The organism is Lachnoclostridium sp. Marseille-P6806, from assembly GCF_964238185.1.
Lineage (GTDB): Bacteria > Bacillota > Clostridia > Lachnospirales > Lachnospiraceae > Brotaphodocola.
This window is the reverse complement of sequence record NZ_CAXSLG010000004.1, coordinates 116414-132042: the sequence shown is the minus strand read 5'-3', so window position 1 is coordinate 132042 and position 15629 is coordinate 116414. Positions and strand designations below refer to the sequence as shown.

Genomic DNA, 15629 nt, shown 5'->3' with positions numbered 1-15629 from the left:
CCTCCTAGTTAAACGGCAGCTCATCGTCCTCAACATCATCTGGAATGTTCACAAATCCATCAGCGTCAGTCTTTGGAGGGATATTGGATCCATTATTACTCTTGCTTCCGCAGAAATTCACTTTGTCAATCAGGCAGATGGTCCGGCTCTTTTTGTCCCCATCCTTTTCCCATTCCTCTGTGACCATATGCCCCTCAATAAGAATTTCCTGACCTTTTCGGAAATATTTATCCAAAAATTCTGCCGTCTGTCTCCATGCCTTGCATCTCATAAAGCATCTTGTTTCAACTTCCTTGTATTTCTCTGACCAGGCGATCGTAAATTCTGTATTAGCCACATCACTCTGAGTTCGTCCCAGTTCAATATCTGCAGTTAATCTGCCCTGTAAAATCATCTTATTTATCATTGCTATTCTCCTCACTGTCCTGTTCTTTTTTTACTCGCTTCATACACTCTAAACAAAGTTCACGACCGCAGTTTCGCTTCGATATCTCAGCCAGTTCTTCCGGATTCTTCCCTGCAGAAGCTATGATTTCCTTGCCACAATCCGCGCAGAAGATTTTTTTCATAGACGGAACCTTTGGTCGGATGCGCAATGCTTCGACCGTCTCTCCAAACGCCTTTACCTTTGCAGAGTAAACTGTTATGTATTTGCCAATCCAGTCCTCTATGTATGGGGAATCGTAAATTTTTGCAATTGTCTTACAGTTTGTCACATTCAAAATCATTGGCTTTACGCCTTTATCCGTGAAATGCGCAACTGTGCATGTCTCTTTTTTGTTATTATTGACATTGTATACATCTTCCTGTCCTACAGACTTAATCTGCAGCGTCAAGTCCTGCCCTGGCTGAAGTGCATATGAGCCAAGATAATCAGGATTTTCTAATTTCTTCCAGTGTGTCTTATCCATCAATATCCTCCTCCAACAACTCTGTCACCATGTTTTCCGCCCCCTCGTATCCGTACCAATTCCCAGTTTCCTTACACTGGTGATAAATCCCAATCAGTTCCCGGAATTTATCGTACCCCTGCTGAACGAACTCCGGCGTGCAAATATATACTCGAACCGCATAGGGTGGCTTCTTTTCCTGGGCGACAAATGCAAATCTGTACTGTTCGAACGTGTTCTGAAACACGCCTTCTGTATACATACCTGCCTGGAATTTGTATCCATATTTCCTACAGGACCGCTCAAAGTGCCCATCTTCGCAGGAATCTGTTGTTTTATAGTCAACGATATATTTCTCACCATTCCATTCAGAAATGCAATCTACCCGACATTTACACACTTCCCCGGTTAAATCATCCTTCCAGAAAAATGACTGCTCAACAGCTCCAGACAGAAGCGCTGCCGCTACCTCATTTTCCTTTACAGCCTTTGCCATTTCTGCAATTACTTCATAATCATCGCTGGAAATAATTTCCTTATCTGAAAACGCAGATACGAACTCTTCCCACGCTTTTCGTCCGGCCACTGTTCTCCTATTTACATCCGGAGCAATAGCGAATTCTGAAAAGAAGCTGTTCGGCTCCAAAATAGCTTTATGTGTCGCTCTTCCAAATGCAAGAGCCTTGCTGTCAGAGTCCGGATGCTCCTGCGACCATTTAAAGTGCAGCGGGCTCTTTGCTATCTTCCATAACTCTGACCGGCTGATTCCGTATGTAGCTCTATATTCATTTTGCGTCACAATATCCCTCCTCTTTATCAAAAACCACCCTGTCAACGGATTCCAAAATGATTAAACTGACCAGATCCTTCATAGATAGAGTGCATTCGTTGTAGATCTCAATCAGTGCGTTATATGCACTCGGAGAAATCCGAATAACCTGACTGGTTTCCACTGGCTCTCGTTTTCTTACTGGAACATGAATCATACCATCCTTCACTCTTCTTCCTCCTTATACCAGTTCCCGGAGTAGTACCACTTCACAAACTCCTCTCGCTCATCTTTTGTACCATTTGCGCAACGTTCCAAGGCGTATCTAAAAGCCTTGTCATCATCTACTACAGTTCCTTCTTCAGGTCCAAGTCCAATGTACGGCATTCTTTCTCCTCCAGTTCAACTCCCAATATGGCAGCTATCACATCACAAGGAGCCCAATTGTCCTTCTGTGCGTTCAAACATCTTCCTGCTGCATTAATCCGCTCCATGAGCATTAAGAGCTCTTCTGACGGATTTTCGGGGTAAAATGTATCTTTCACCATCTTCTCATCCCTCCCTACAGCTTTTTAATTTTGACCAGCGCATCCACCAGAGGATTAATGCCACCAGCTTTCAGCTCTTCTTTGATTTTCTCCTCAAACCTCTTATACACTTCAACCATGGCATCGATGTATTCCGTCCGGCTCTCGGATGCCAGCTCCAGGATGCGCGGGATGCCAGCTGATAACGTTCCTGTTACTCTTTTGAGGCTGGTTTCCCCCGTAAATATCATACGTGCGCTTTCTTTGTCAGGAAAAAATGCAATAACCGCATCTTTCTCAAATTCTCTTACCTGTCCTTTGTACTCAATTCTCACTTTTACCATTGCAATCCTCCTCTAAATCCCCTATAATAAGGGTGTATTGTTTTTTTATTTCACCGCCCTGGGAGTTGCCGCTCCTGGGGTTTCTTTTTGCCACTTTCCGATAGTCGCATCCACTCTATCTGCTTCCCGGAACGCATAAGCATGTCCGGTTCCGCCGCCAACAGCTGAAATTGTGACAGAATTCATGTTATTCTTCTTCCGGTAATCCTCCGCCATGTCCAGCAGCACCTGGAGCCCTTCCTGTGCCTGTGTCATCGTCCTCACCTCCTCTCAAAACACCACTGGAACCCACGTAGTCAGTGAAAACACAAAAATTACTGTCCCCAACAGGCTCCAGAGGAACTTATTCTCAGCCCGCAATCCGCTGATTTCATTTTCTAACTTCTCCAGTTCCACCACCAGCGCCGGATCCACCAACGGGCCGGGACCGGCGGTAACAGCTGCGTAACTCAGCGCCGGATGAGGCGCTTCTTTAAATCTCACCATGTCAACTTCCTCCCTATAAATTTCTCAAGCTTGTGTCGGTGGATATTGTACTCACTCTTCTCCACTCGCCCCAGCTTGTCCTTTTCAATAACCTCTCCCAAATCCCACAAACCGCGCTTCATGCGTTCCCGGACTTTCTGGGACGTACATCCGATTTCCCGGGCTGCCTCAGCTGCAGTAAGGATTTCTTTCATAGGGCTCACCTCCTACTCATCTGGCAAATTTCCTTTTTCTGTGCTACAATCTCCTATATAAATTACAAAGGAGAATATATATGTTTCTAACCATTGCTACCGTTTCATCTATTGGTTCTCAATCCTCTTCGTTTTTTTCTTCATTAGCACCATCTGACTGGATTCAGATATGTGGCATTATCGCTTCTACCATTACCAGTATCGTGGCTATCAAAATATCTATTGATACATTACGTCAAAATAATAAAATGATAGAAGAATCCACCCGCCCCAACATCCAAATATATCCAGTCTATCTGAATAGTTTACTTTACATCATCATTAAAAACTTCGGAGCCTCTGAAGCAATCATTGATGAAGTGAAGTGTAGTCATAAATTTACAGAAGCAGAATATTGCGGTGATATAAACGAAAACGGATTTGAAAAATTACATGGAGCTATTTTTTGTCCTGGTTACGCTTTAAGATGCCCTCTTGTCGCTCACTCGGTCACAAATGAGACATTTCAATTTGAGGTATCTTATCATTCCTCGGAAAAGAAATATCATGCTAATTTTGCATTCAATCCATATTCAAATGCGCCATTTGCAGATACCTATCCATCTGGGCGTAATGCCGAAAAGCATCTCGAACATATCGCAAACGAACTCCACGACATTGTAAAAATGAAACTATAATGCACCTGCAAGAACCGTTGCGATATTTATCAAGGCAACGCCAGACCAAAGCCATGTTATTGCAGTCAAATCAGTACATTTACTTTTTACTGATTTGACTACACCTATGGCGAATACAGATAAGCCAACTAGCATTAAAGCGATGCAAACACTCAACTCTTCTTCACCTCCTACTCCTCAGTCTGCTCTTCCAGCAACTCCTCGACAGAAACACCGAAGTATTTCGCTAAAATCAGAAGTTTGTCTACCTTCGGGGTGTAGTTTCCATATTTCCAGCTAGACAGTGTAGCGGTAGAGATTCCAGTATCCATGGCCACGCGATAATCCGTTATCCCTCTTTCATCCCTTAAAGTAGCGTAATTTTTGTACAAGAATAACACCTCCTTTTTATTATTTATATTGACATTATCTAAGATTTCTTATATAATCAAAGTACCACCTAAGTTAATTAAGAAATCAAAGCCTATGTCATTGTATTTAGCTTAGTTTTCTAAGCTATGTATATAAGATAGCATAGTTTTCTTAGCTTGTCAATAATTTTAGCTAATTTTTCTAAGCTATTTTATTTTAGGCGGAAAGGACTGAATATGTATGACATTTTTGAGCGCCTGTTAAATGAACGAGGAGTAACAGCATACCGTGTGGCAAAAGAAACAGGAGTGACCACTGCCACTCTTACAAACTGGAAGAAGGGGAACTATACTCCAAAACAAGATAAGTTACAAAAAATAGCGGATTATTTTGGAGTTACAATAGAATACCTGATGACTGGAGAAAACAGCTCCGAAGTTCCTTCTCCTGTTCTGACCGCCAGAGATGAGCGGGATATAGAAAAGATTTTAGAGAATACCAGAAACCAGTTACTGAATCAGGAAGGGCTGATGTTTGACGGAAAGCCAGCCAGCCCGGAAGCTATCGATTCTATTCTGTCAGCAATGAGAGTAGGCATGGAAATGGCGAAAGAAAAGAACAAACAGCTCTACACACCAAAAAAGTATAAAAAGGACTGATGCCTAAATGGATATAAAACAAAAAGCGGACTCTCTGGCACGAAAATACAGAACCAGGAATCCGTTTGAGATATTGCAAGGCTTGAATGCCATCCTTGTATTTGCTCCGTTAATCGACACCAGGGCTTTTTACCAGTATTTTCAACGGAACAACATTATCTATATAGATGAAAACCTACCTCGTCACGAGCAGGCTTTTGAATGCGCCCACGAAATGGGACACATGTTTTTACATAAAAAGGCCAATACGATTTTTATGGACACCAGAACAGAACTAAACACTTGCCGCTATGAACGGGAAGCTGACCTGTTTGCTATGTCCCTGCTCGTCAGCGATGATATGATAGCGGAATATCAGCAATGCAGCATTGACCAGATTTCCCGTGCTTTAGGATACGAGAAAAGGTTGATTAAATTAAGGTTAAAACAGCCATAGGCGTTTTAATAAACACAAAAGAAGGGAGGGGAGGTACTGATGATTTGTCCTTTTTGCAACGGGGAGATTTTAAACGATAGCATATTTTGTTCACTGTGCGGAAAGCGCATAGAAGAGCCGCCTACTGAGGTAATTGTTTCAGATTGCGAAGTGTGTCCGAGATGCGGAAATAGTAATCCAAAGGGATCTAATTTCTGTTCCAATTGTCGCGCGCCATTATCAAGTACAGCAATGGCAAAAACAAAAGAATATAATGAGATTCAGGCTCAACGGGCACAAGTTAAAATGCAGGCAATGGCGCTGAAGACTCAGCAAGAGCAATTACAGCTCCAGCAACAGCAATATGCCTCTATGGCTAAATGTCCTCGTTGTGGTTCTACTTCGTTGTCAGGAAATAAAAAAGGTTTTGGGATTGGAAAAGCGGTGGTAGGTGCTGCATTAATTGGCCCACTGGGACTTATGGCTGGCAATATTGGCGCTCACAAAGTACAGGTGACCTGTTTAAATTGCGGCAAAAAATTTAAGCTTTAAAGGGGGAGTGTGTTATGTATTGTAGAAAATGCGGAACACAATTCGATGGGAATTTTTGCCCGAATTGTGGCGAACCCGCAAAAACTGTGCAAGAAACTGACAAGTCTTTTTTCACAGTTCCAGAACAGCCCAAAATAAATAGTACAGTTACAAAAATGCCATTTTATTCACGAACGTGGTTTATTATCCTTGTAACGTTTTGCTGTTGCTTCCCGCTTGGTATTTTTTTGATGTGGAAGTACAAAAAGTTTAATAAGCCAACTAGAATCGCAATAACTTTGTTATTCATAGTTATGACAGGCATCGTAATGGTATCACCTCGTAATCCACAACAAGATCTGGAAATTCAAGATGTATCTAGCGATATTGAAAACAAAAACCAGCATCTCATAGTTTTTGATGCAGCTCAATTTTATACCGAAGAAAATGGAGAATATCGCCCATTTCACGAATCTGAGGTAATTGAATTAATTGGAGAGCCTGAATCTATTGAAGAATGGGACTATACATCACCAACTGGATTAATATATCCCATTCGCTCCTTAACCTATGAAGACGGTGAATACGTGTATGAATTCAACAACGACTACCTTTTAAGGATACAGATTTTTAAACCTTTTGAATACGAAGAACGAGACTCTTTTATCGAAATGTTTAATTTGCCAAGATATTCAGACACCACTATTGATGACAACGGATTAAATTATCATGCTCGTCGATGCGGAGTATATGATTTATGGCTAATGGATATAACTGATACAACTGTAGGCACTACCTACATTACTTATTTCTCTGGCGTATTTGACTAACGCGCGAAACTTAGAAAGCAAAAACCGCCCCTGCTACCAACAGGAACGGTTTTCACATAGATTTTCTCTTGCCGGATTACTCCAGGAAGATATACTCTACACCCAAATAAAGTATATCATTTCTGGAACGTCCTGGCAAGGGGCGTATTTTTTATACCCAAAAAGGAGGAAATGATATTATGCCAAGACGAAAAAAGCATCCGAAGCTCCCAAATGGCTTCGGCAGCATCAAAAAACTGTCCGGGAAGAACCGCGTAAACCCTTATGGTGTTTACCCGCCCACCACAGAATTTGACCTGGAGGGGCGTCCTGTTCCGGTCAAGGCTATCGCCTATGTGGATGACTGGCTGTATGGTGTCTCCATTTTGACCGCCTATCATGCTGGCAGTTACATCCCCGGCGTTTATCCACCCAGGCCAGAACCGCAAACCGGCATCGCCACAGTAGGCCTGGAGACGGTTGCAAAGGCTCTTCTGGCCGATTATAGCCGCATCCGCTCTGTAATCACAGGGGAAGAGGAGAAACCGCCGGAATTGACATTTGCTGAGGTCTACGAGCGGTTTTATAAGGATAAATACGAGCTATCAAAAAAGCAGTACTCAGAGAGCTCTAAGGCTCTTACCAGAGCCGGCTTCCGAAACTGTTCCGTGTTGCATGATAAGCATTTTGTGTCTCTACGCCACAGCGACCTGCAGCAAGTTGTAGACTCTTGTCCGCTCAAACATGCAAGCCTGGAAACCATTGTCTCGCTCTTCCATCAGATGTATGCTTTTGCTGACCGGGAAGGTATATGTGACAAGGATTACTCATCTAACGTCAAAATCAACATTGCTGATGATGATGAGCACGGCGTTCCATTTTCAGAGGATGAGCTACAAGTGCTATGGCAGCATCAGGAAGATCCGGTTGTGGAGTTTTTACTGATTATGTGTTACTCTGGATATCGGATAGCCGCCTACAAAACGATGAAGGTCAATCTTGCCGAGCAGTACTTTCAGGGCGGCATCAAAACAAAAGCTGGGAAAAACAGAATTGTGCCTATCCACTCTGCCATCCTCCCGCTGGTTAAACGCAGATTAGAAAAGGACAGCGGATTATTAACAGTGTCGTCATTTACGTTCCGGCGGTATATGTCCGACAAATTAGATGCCCTTAATCTGCCCCGCCACACTCCGCACGATTGCAGACATACCTTTGCCTGGCTGTGTGAAAAATATGGAGTTTCTGAAAATGACCGGAAAAGGATGTTGGGTCACAGTTTCAAAAGTGATATTACAAACGCCGTATACGGCCATCGAACCGTGGAAGAGCTGCGCGCAGAAATTGAGAAAATAAAAGTGTGTCGCTAATTTGTCGCTAACCGTCTCAATTTATCGCTTTTTTTAAGGCGCTAAAAACACTCTTCTAAAACATCGATTTTCCCTTATTTTACAAGGTTTTTAGGCGTTTTTCTTATAAATAAAACGTCACGAAAAAAACCGAAATTTTTAAAAAAATATTAAAAATCGGGTAGGACCAAATTTTGATCCTACCCGAAAGTAAACAAATAGTATTGTTTTGTTTTTTAGAACTTGCCAGCCTTTGCTGCTTCCTCGATGGAAACTGCAACTGCAACAGTCATACCAACCATGGGGTTGTTTCCTGCACCGATCAGACCCATCATCTCTACGTGAGCCGGAACAGAAGAGGAACCTGCGAACTGTGCATCAGAATGCATACGGCCCAGAGTATCGGTCATACCATAGGAAGCCGGACCTGCTGCCATATTATCAGGATGCAGAGTACGTCCAGTACCACCGCCGGAAGCTACAGAGAAGTACTTCTTGCCTGCTTCCAGTCTCTCCTTCTTGTAGGTACCAGCTACCGGATGCTGGAAACGGGTCGGGTTGGTAGAGTTACCGGTAATGGAAACGTCTACGTTCTCTTTCCACATGATTGCAACGCCTTCCGGAACGCTGTTAGCGCCGTAGCAGTTTACTTTTGCACGAAGGCCCTCAGAATAGGACTTGCGGGATACTTCCTTAACCTCGTTGGTGTAAGGATCATACTCTGTTTCAACGAAGGTAAATCCGTTGATACGGGCAATAATCTGAGCTGCATCCTTGCCCAGACCGTTTAAGATAACGCGCAGAGGTTTCTGGCGAACCTTGTTTGCTTTCTCAGCGATACCGATAGCACCCTCAGCTGCTGCGAAGGACTCGTGGCCAGCCAGGAATGCGAAGCACTCAGTCTCCTCTTCCAGAAGCATCTTGCCCAGATTTCCATGTCCCAGACCTACCTTACGGGTATCTGCTACAGAACCAGGGATACAGAAAGCCTGCAGACCTTCACCGATTGCTGCTGCTGCGTCAGCTGCTTTTCTGCAGCCTTTCTTGATTGCGATAGCTGCACCAACGGTATAAGCCCATTTTGCATTCTCAAAGCAGATCGGCTGAATGCCTTCTACCATCTTGTATACGTCAAGACCTGCGTCTTTTGTAATCTTCTCAGCTTCTTCGATAGAAGCAATGCCATAGCTGTTTAATACTGCATCAATCTGTTTGATGCGTCTCTCATATGATTCAAATAATGCCATGATATGTAGTATCCTCCTTAAAAAATTCGTTTACCGCTTTCTTTATTCCTGTCTCGGGTCGATGATCTTAACAGCATCAGCTACACGGCCATACTGACCTTTTGCTTTCTCCCATGCAGTATTCGGGTCATCACCCTTCTTGATAAAGTCAGTCATCTTACCAAGGCTTACGAACTGATAACCGATGATATGATCGTCTGCATCCAGAGCGATACCGGTTACATAACCCTCTGCCATCTCCAGATAACGCGGGCCTTTTTTCAGAGTTCCATACATGGTACCAACCTGAGAGCGAAGGCCTTTTCCCAGATCCTCCAAACCTGCGCCGATGGGAAGACCATCCTCAGAGAAAGCACTCTGGGTTCTTCCGTATACGATCTGCAGGAATAATTCTCTCATTGCAGTGTTGATTGCGTCACAAACCAGGTCAGTATTCAGAGCCTCCAGAACCGTTCTGCCCGGCAGAATCTCAGATGCCATGGCTGCGGAATGGGTCATACCGGAACATCCGATGGTCTCAACCAGAGCCTCCTGGATGATACCCTCTTTTACGTTCAGGGTCAGCTTACATGCGCCCTGCTGCGGAGCACACCAGCCGATACCATGTGTCAGACCAGAAATGTCCTTCACTTCCTTCGCCTGTACCCACTTTGCCTCTTCCGGGATCGGAGCGGCGCCATGATGTACGCCCTGCGCAACGGTGCACATTTTTTCTACTTCATGTGAATAAATCATGTTAAAACTCCTTTCAACTGTGTAATGTCCTGAAGTACGCGTTATAACAGTCCATAACACTCTGGATTGTTAATTTTATCACACCATACTTAATCTTATTTTCTCATAAAAACACAAAATAGTCCAGTCCTTTTTTGCGTTTTTTGTAACTTACTGTAATAGTTCTGCCATGCGAAGCTTCAGACAGAAAAAAACGTTGAAAGCTTGTTTTCATAAGATTTTTTCTGTCTGAAACTTCATAGGGCAAACGCCCGATGCTTCTTGTCCGCTATAAGCGGTCAAGAAAATGCATGGCTGAACTGTTACACTTCCTGTATCGGTTCAGTTAGGCACAAAATTCTGTTTTTCCTTCATCTGTCTCAGCTCCTTTAAAATCCCGGACACAATTACAGTTGCCAGAACAAAGGTCAGCATATCTGCTATGGGCTGAGCCATCTGAAGTCCGAGAATGCCGAACAGCTTCGGAAGAATCAGAAGCGCCGGAATCAAAAACAGTCCCTGACGTCCCATAGCTACCAGAGATGCCCGAAATCCATAGCCAATAGACTGAGTCAGCATGTTCACCATAATAACCCAGGCCTGGAACGGCATTGTCAGAAGCTGAAGCCGCAGAGCCAGGGTTCCGATTTCAATTACCTGCAGATCCTCTCTGCGGAAAGCTGTAATAATCGGGCGGCTGATTCCAAAGGAGACAATTCCAAATGCTGTCAGCATAATTACAGCTACCTTCACGCAAAACCAAAAGGCCTCCAGAACCCGATCATACCGTTCCGCACCGAAATTGAAGCCGCATACCGGCTGAAATCCCTGCCCAAAGCCTATCAGGCTGGAGTTAATAAACATCATAAACCGAGTCACAATAGACATAGCTGCAATGGCTGCATCCCCATAAGGCCCTGCTGCAAAATTCAGAATTACTGCTGCTGCGCTTGCCAGACCCTGGCGGCAGAAGGAGGGAAGGCCTGCGTGAAGAATTTCACCGTACACCTTTCCCGATGGCCGGAATTTGGAAAGCTGAATTTTAATACAGTCCGGACGGGCATTGCACTGATAAAGCAAAATACAAAAACTGATAATCTGACTGACCATAGTAGCAATGGCTGCCCCTGAAATTCCCAGATCCAGGCCAAAAATCAAAAGGGGATCCAGAATCATATTCAAAATCCCGCCAACTGTAATTCCCACCATGGCAAAAACAGCATTTCCCTGAGAACGAAGGATATTATTCATAACAAAGGAGGTCATCATAAACGGCGCCCCAATCAGAATATATCTTGCATAATCCTGAGCATAGGGAGCAATGGTTTCCGTGGCTCCAAGAAAAAACACCAGCTGCCGGGAAAACAAGGTGCCTACTGCCAGGATCCCCACTCCGATAATAGCTGCTGTATAAAAAGCTGTTGCCGCAAATACGCCTGCCCGCTCCTCATCCCGATTTCCCAGAGAACGGGAAATGTGGTTTCCGCTTCCCATGCCCAGAGTAAACCCGATTGCCTGAATCATGGACATCGCTGAAAACATAACACCTACGGCTCCTGATGCACTGGTACTGAGCTGACTGACAAAAAATGTATCTGCCATATTGTAAATAGACGTTACCAGCATACTGATAATCGTAGGAACTGCAAGTCTGGGAATCAGGCGGTTTACCGGTGTTTCAATCATCTGTCTGTATTTTTCTTCCTTCGTCATTCCTCTGGCCATAGGCTTCTCTCCTTTTTCATTCTGTCTCCTGCCGTTTCTTTACTCTGCCTTTTTATGCCATTTCTCCGGCAAATTTCCTGTTTCTGAATAACTTTTTCTCTTTCCTGTCCTTCTTATGCATGGGCTGCTGCCTGTGGCTCACGGGGAAGTCTCCTCAGAATCCATACATAATAAATAACAAATACAATTCCCTTCATTACGCTGGTAAGTGTCAGAGCCCACCAGATGCCGTCCAGCCCCAGTCCGGTTTTTCCCAGCACCAGAGCCAGCGGGATTCTTGCCGCAGTCAGAATAATGGTAATCACAGAACAGGACAGTGTTTTTCCCATTCCCTGGAGAGCGCCCCCTGTTACCAGCTCCTGGCACATAGGCATCTGCCCCAGCCCCAGAATCACAAGATAATGAATGCCAATGGGCAGAATTTCCTCCTCCTGAATAAACAGGCGGAAAATGGGCTCTGCACCAAAAACAAGGATACAGGAGGTGATAATTCCCCAGATTCCAATAAAGAGTACTGCAATTCCATAGCTTTTCTTTACCCGGTCATACTGCTTTGCCCCATAGTTCTGTCCTGTAAAGGCATTCATAGCTGAGCCAAAGCCCTCTGCTGTCATCCAGGAAATACATTCCACCTGGCCTCCTACCCTCTGGACTGCCACCGCTGCATCTCCCCAGGAGGCAATCATTCTGGTAAGCACCATGGAAATCCCGGAGTACAGCATTGTCTGAAACGCAGATGGTGTTCCCACAGCCAGAATCGTCCGAAAAAATTCCCAGGGAACCTTTTTCCACAGACCGATTTTATGAAGCAGAACCGGTTCCCGGGAAGCTCTGATCGTCAAAACAAGGGTAACCGTCATCTGTGCCGAAACTGTAGCCAAAGCAGCGCCTGCTGCTTCCATTCTTGGAAAGGGTCCTATTCCGAAAATCAGAATGGGATCCAGGATCATGTTCATAGCCAGTCCGATACAGTTTGCCAAAAAAGGGGTTTTGCTGTCCCCTACTGCCGTAAATAATCCGGTCAGAGTCTGGTTCAAAAACGGGAACAGAATCAGGCCGCAGGTAATCCGAAGATAGACCTTTGCCGCCTGTGCTGTTCCAGCGCTTTCCAGGCGGAAAAATCCAATCAGAGGATCCGCGCACAGATTGACAATCAGGGCAAAGGCAAGAGCAAGAAGCACTGTCAGCTGCAGGGCTCCTCTCCCGTAGACCCTCGCTTCCTCTCTCTGCTGTTTTCCCAGACTGTGCGCCACCTTAACCTGTCCGCCCATTTTTGCCAGCATCACGATTCCGGAGGAAAACCAGGTATACATTCCTGCTGCTCCCACTGCCGTTACCGCATGGCTTCCAACTCGTCCAATCCACGCCATATCAGTCAGATTGTAGGCGGTCTGAACCAGGGAGGTTGCCATAATCGGCAGAGCAAGTCCTGTCAGAGACGGAAAAATATGTCCGTTCAGTAAATCAATGTGATGGGATTCTTTTTTCATATCTTCTGATTCATCCTTTCTTCCTATATCATCCTTTTCTCCGCGTCACAGAAAAAGACGGGTGCCGCATTTTTCCTGCAGCACCCTACTGATTCCAGCGGTATTCCCGCCTCAATTTTTTTAATTTTTATTGCGCAGATATTCATCAATTCCCTTTGCGCCGTGTTTTCCTGCCTCCATGGCAAGAATAACTGTAGCAGCTCCGGTTACTGCGTCGCCGCCTGCAAATACGCCCGGACGGGAAGTCTGTCCGGTTTCCGCTTCTGCAACAATGCATTTGCGCTTATTGATTTCCAGACCTTCTGTAGTAGAGGAAATCAGCGGATTCGGAGAAGTTCCCAGTGACATAATCACAGTGTCTACCTCCATCACATAGTCAGAGCCTTCGACTTCTACGGGTCTTCTTCTTCCAGAAGCATCTGGCTCGCCTAACTCCATTTTACGAACTACCATTCCCTTTACCCAGTCATTTTCATCAGTCAGAATCTCTACGGGGTTGGTCAGAAGGTTGAAAATAACACCTTCCTCCTTTGCATGATGAACTTCCTCCACACGAGCCGGAAGCTCTGCCTCACTGCGGCGATATACAATATGTACCTCTGCTCCAAGACGAAGCGCTGTTCTTGCAGCATCCATTGCTACGTTTCCGCCGCCTACAACAGCTACCTTTTTTCCTGCCACAATCGGGGTGTCATAATCCTCACGGAATGCCTTCATCAGGTTGTTTCTGGTCAGATACTCATTGGCGGAAAATACGCCGTTGGCATTCTCACCAGGAATTCCCATAAATTTCGGAAGACCTGCACCGGAACCGATGAAAACAGCCTCAAAGCCTTCCTCATCCATCAATTCATCAATGGTTACGGACTTTCCGATAATCACATCTGTCTCAATGGTCACACCCAGCTTTTTCACATTTTCAATCTCGCTGCGGACAACGGAATTCTTCGGAAGACGGAACTCCGGAATACCGTAGGTCAGAACGCCGCCCGGCTCGTGAAGAGCTTCGAAAATCGTTACCTCGTAGCCCATCTTTGCCAGATCGCCAGCACAAGTCAAACCTGCAGGGCCGGAGCCCACAACAGCCACCTTATGACCGTTTTTCTCAGCTGTTACCTTGGGTACAAAACCATTCTCTCTGGACCAGTCTGCAACAAAGCGCTCCAGCTTTCCAATGGAAATCGGCTCGCCCTTAATACCACGGATACACTGTCCTTCACACTGGCTTTCCTGAGGACATACCCGTCCGCAGACAGCAGGAAGTGCAGATGATTCTGCAATAATATTGGCTGCTTCTTCAAAATTGCCGGCCTCTACTTCTTTGATAAATCCAGGAATATTGATGGAAACAGGACATCCGCCCATGCACTTGGCATTTTTACATTTCAGGCAGCGGGAAGCCTCCTCCATTGCCTCTTCTTTATTATAACCATAGCAAACCTCTTCAAAATTCGTTGCGCGAACCTTCGCATCCTGCTCTCTTACAGGAACTTTCTTTAATACGTCCATGATTTTATCCTCCGATCTGATTCCTCTGTTCTGCCATTAATCGTTGCAGTGGCCGCAGCCGCCATGATGAGTATCACCCTCGATTGCCTTTAACATTGCCCGGCCTTCTTCTGTCTTATACATCTGCTGGCGCTTCATAGCTTCATCAAAGTTTACCAAATGGCCATCAAACTCCGGTCCGTCTACACAGGCAAATTTCACTTCTCCGCCTACGGTCAGACGGCATGCTCCGCACATACCGGTTCCGTCTACCATAACAGGGTTCATGCTGACAATGGTTGGAAGCTCCAGCTCCTTAGTCAGCTTGCAGACAAATTTCATCATAATCATCGGTCCGATGGCAACACAAACGTCATAGTGTTTTCCCTGATTCTTTACCAGATCCTCAATCACACTGGTTACCATGCCTTTTCTCTCATAAGAACCATCGTCTGTGGTAACATAAAGATTTCCTGCTACCTGACGCATCTCATCCTCCAGAATCAAAAGATCCTTTGTCTTGGCACCTACAATGACATCTGCCTCAATGCCATGCTCTTTCATCCACTTTACCTGAGGATATACCGGCGCTGTTCCCACACCGCCTGCCACAAACAGATATTTGCGTTTTTTTACTTCCTCCAGATCATCCTTTACAAACTCAGATGGCTGTCCCAGCGGTCCTACAAAATCCTGGAAGGCATCTCCGGCCTTCAATCCGGACATTCTCAGAGTAGAAGCACCTACAATCTGGAATACAATGGTAACGGTTCCCTGTTCCCGGTTATAATCGCAGATTGTCAGAGGAATCCGTTCTCCCTTCTCATCTATTTTGACAATTACAAACTCTCCCGGCTGACAGGCTCTGGCCACACGCGGGGCCTCCACATCCATCAGAAAAATCTTATCAGCCAGCTGTTCTGCTTTCAAAATTCTGTACATATTGATCCTCCCATGTTCTGCT

22 protein-coding genes and 1 pseudogene are annotated in these 15629 nt (G+C 45.1%); 7 read left to right on the top strand and 16 right to left on the bottom strand.

All coding sequences use genetic code 11. The features are described from left to right. Positions 1–4: 4 nt before the first annotated feature. The 9 genes from ACESON_RS06735 to ACESON_RS06695 form a co-directional block, all read right to left on the bottom strand. Positions 5–406 carry a single-stranded DNA-binding protein gene (locus tag ACESON_RS06735; RefSeq protein ID WP_373108977.1) on the bottom strand — a complete coding sequence of 134 codons (402 nt, stop codon included), beginning with the start codon at positions 404–406 and terminating at the stop codon, positions 5–7. Next, a complete protein-coding gene (locus ACESON_RS06730; RefSeq protein ID WP_373108975.1) occupies positions 396–911 on the bottom strand; it encodes a hypothetical protein in 516 nt (171 codons plus the stop codon). Before ACESON_RS06730 ends, ACESON_RS06735 begins: the two co-directional genes overlap by 11 nt. Next, the gene (locus tag ACESON_RS06725; protein ID WP_373108974.1) at positions 904–1689 is read right to left on the bottom strand and encodes a PD-(D/E)XK nuclease-like domain-containing protein; all 786 of its coding nucleotides are present in this window, start codon (positions 1687–1689) and stop codon (positions 904–906) included. The genes ACESON_RS06730 and ACESON_RS06725 overlap by 8 nt, the downstream gene beginning before the upstream one ends. Further along, positions 1676–1888, bottom strand: coding sequence for a hypothetical protein (locus tag ACESON_RS06720; RefSeq protein ID WP_373108972.1), 213 nt, complete (start codon positions 1886–1888; stop codon positions 1676–1678). Before ACESON_RS06720 ends, ACESON_RS06725 begins: the two co-directional genes overlap by 14 nt. After that, positions 1885–2046, bottom strand: a complete 162-nt coding sequence (locus ACESON_RS06715; RefSeq protein ID WP_373108971.1) for a hypothetical protein — start codon at positions 2044–2046, stop codon at positions 1885–1887. Before ACESON_RS06715 ends, ACESON_RS06720 begins: the two co-directional genes overlap by 4 nt. A 175-nt stretch (positions 2047–2221) precedes the next feature. Next, positions 2222–2530, bottom strand: coding sequence for a hypothetical protein (locus tag ACESON_RS06710; protein WP_373108970.1), 309 nt, complete (start codon positions 2528–2530; stop codon positions 2222–2224). A 45-nt stretch (positions 2531–2575) separates the two neighbouring features. After that, entirely contained in the window at positions 2576–2785 is a 210-nt protein-coding gene (locus ACESON_RS06705) for a hypothetical protein (protein WP_373108969.1), read from the bottom strand. A gap of 15 nt (positions 2786–2800) precedes the next feature. Further along, positions 2801–3016: a hypothetical protein gene (locus ACESON_RS06700; RefSeq protein WP_373108967.1), complete on the bottom strand. Its 216-nt coding sequence runs from the start codon at positions 3014–3016 to the stop codon at positions 2801–2803. Beyond that, the gene (locus ACESON_RS06695) at positions 3010–3210 is read right to left on the bottom strand and encodes a hypothetical protein (RefSeq protein WP_373108966.1); all 201 of its coding nucleotides are present in this window, start codon (positions 3208–3210) and stop codon (positions 3010–3012) included. The genes ACESON_RS06700 and ACESON_RS06695 overlap by 7 nt, the downstream gene beginning before the upstream one ends. 80 nt (positions 3211–3290) lie before the next feature. Between ACESON_RS06695 and ACESON_RS06690 the strand changes: the two genes are divergently transcribed. Further along, entirely contained in the window at positions 3291–3887 is a 597-nt protein-coding gene (locus ACESON_RS06690) for a hypothetical protein (RefSeq protein WP_373108965.1), read from the top strand. A gap of 170 nt (positions 3888–4057) precedes the next feature. Here ACESON_RS06690 and ACESON_RS06685 read toward each other — a convergent pair whose 3' ends face one another. Beyond that, a complete protein-coding gene (locus ACESON_RS06685; RefSeq protein WP_373108963.1) occupies positions 4058–4267 on the bottom strand; it encodes a helix-turn-helix domain-containing protein in 210 nt (69 codons plus the stop codon). Between the two features lie 207 nt (positions 4268–4474). Here ACESON_RS06685 and ACESON_RS06680 point away from each other — a divergent pair, with 207 nt between their 5' ends. From ACESON_RS06680 to ACESON_RS06655, 6 genes and pseudogenes are all read left to right on the top strand, one after another. Further along, entirely contained in the window at positions 4475–4897 is a 423-nt protein-coding gene (locus ACESON_RS06680) for a helix-turn-helix domain-containing protein (RefSeq protein WP_373108962.1), read from the top strand. 7 nt (positions 4898–4904) lie between these two features. Further along, positions 4905–5333: an ImmA/IrrE family metallo-endopeptidase gene (locus ACESON_RS06675; RefSeq protein WP_373108961.1), complete on the top strand. Its 429-nt coding sequence runs from the start codon at positions 4905–4907 to the stop codon at positions 5331–5333. Positions 5334–5372: 39 nt separating this feature from the next. Further along, positions 5373–5540: pseudogene (locus ACESON_RS06670) on the top strand (zinc-ribbon domain-containing protein); the annotation flags it as partial. Between the two features lie 24 nt (positions 5541–5564). After that, complete coding sequence (locus ACESON_RS06665) at positions 5565–5864, top strand: hypothetical protein (RefSeq protein WP_373109096.1); 300 nt, start codon at positions 5565–5567, stop codon at positions 5862–5864. Positions 5865–5878: 14 nt separating this feature from the next. After that, positions 5879–6673, top strand: a complete 795-nt coding sequence (locus ACESON_RS06660; protein ID WP_373108959.1) for a hypothetical protein — start codon at positions 5879–5881, stop codon at positions 6671–6673. A gap of 179 nt (positions 6674–6852) precedes the next feature. After that, positions 6853–8022, top strand: a complete 1170-nt coding sequence (locus ACESON_RS06655) for a tyrosine-type recombinase/integrase (protein WP_373108958.1) — start codon at positions 6853–6855, stop codon at positions 8020–8022. A gap of 215 nt (positions 8023–8237) precedes the next feature. Here ACESON_RS06655 and ACESON_RS06650 read toward each other — a convergent pair whose 3' ends face one another. The 6 genes from ACESON_RS06650 to ACESON_RS06625 all read right to left on the bottom strand — a co-directional run bounded on the left by ACESON_RS06650 (position 8238) and on the right by ACESON_RS06625 (position 15607). Next, on the bottom strand, positions 8238–9248 hold the full coding sequence (locus tag ACESON_RS06650) for a GGGtGRT protein (protein ID WP_177959149.1): 1011 nt from the start codon (positions 9246–9248) through the stop codon (positions 8238–8240). A gap of 42 nt (positions 9249–9290) precedes the next feature. Then, entirely contained in the window at positions 9291–9983 is a 693-nt protein-coding gene (locus ACESON_RS06645; RefSeq protein ID WP_177959148.1) for a hypothetical protein, read from the bottom strand. Positions 9984–10304: 321 nt separating this feature from the next. Continuing rightward, entirely contained in the window at positions 10305–11687 is a 1383-nt protein-coding gene (locus tag ACESON_RS06640; RefSeq protein WP_373108957.1) for an MATE family efflux transporter, read from the bottom strand. Between the two features lie 113 nt (positions 11688–11800). Then, the gene (locus ACESON_RS06635; RefSeq protein ID WP_373108954.1) at positions 11801–13177 is read right to left on the bottom strand and encodes an MATE family efflux transporter; all 1377 of its coding nucleotides are present in this window, start codon (positions 13175–13177) and stop codon (positions 11801–11803) included. A 120-nt stretch (positions 13178–13297) separates the two neighbouring features. Next, positions 13298–14686 (bottom strand): NADPH-dependent glutamate synthase, encoded by a 1389-nt coding sequence (gltA, locus tag ACESON_RS06630; protein WP_373108953.1) that lies wholly within the window; start codon positions 14684–14686, stop codon positions 13298–13300. Positions 14687–14722: 36 nt separating this feature from the next. Further along, on the bottom strand, positions 14723–15607 hold the full coding sequence (locus ACESON_RS06625) for a sulfide/dihydroorotate dehydrogenase-like FAD/NAD-binding protein (protein WP_177959144.1): 885 nt from the start codon (positions 15605–15607) through the stop codon (positions 14723–14725). Positions 15608–15629: the final 22 nt, after the last annotated feature.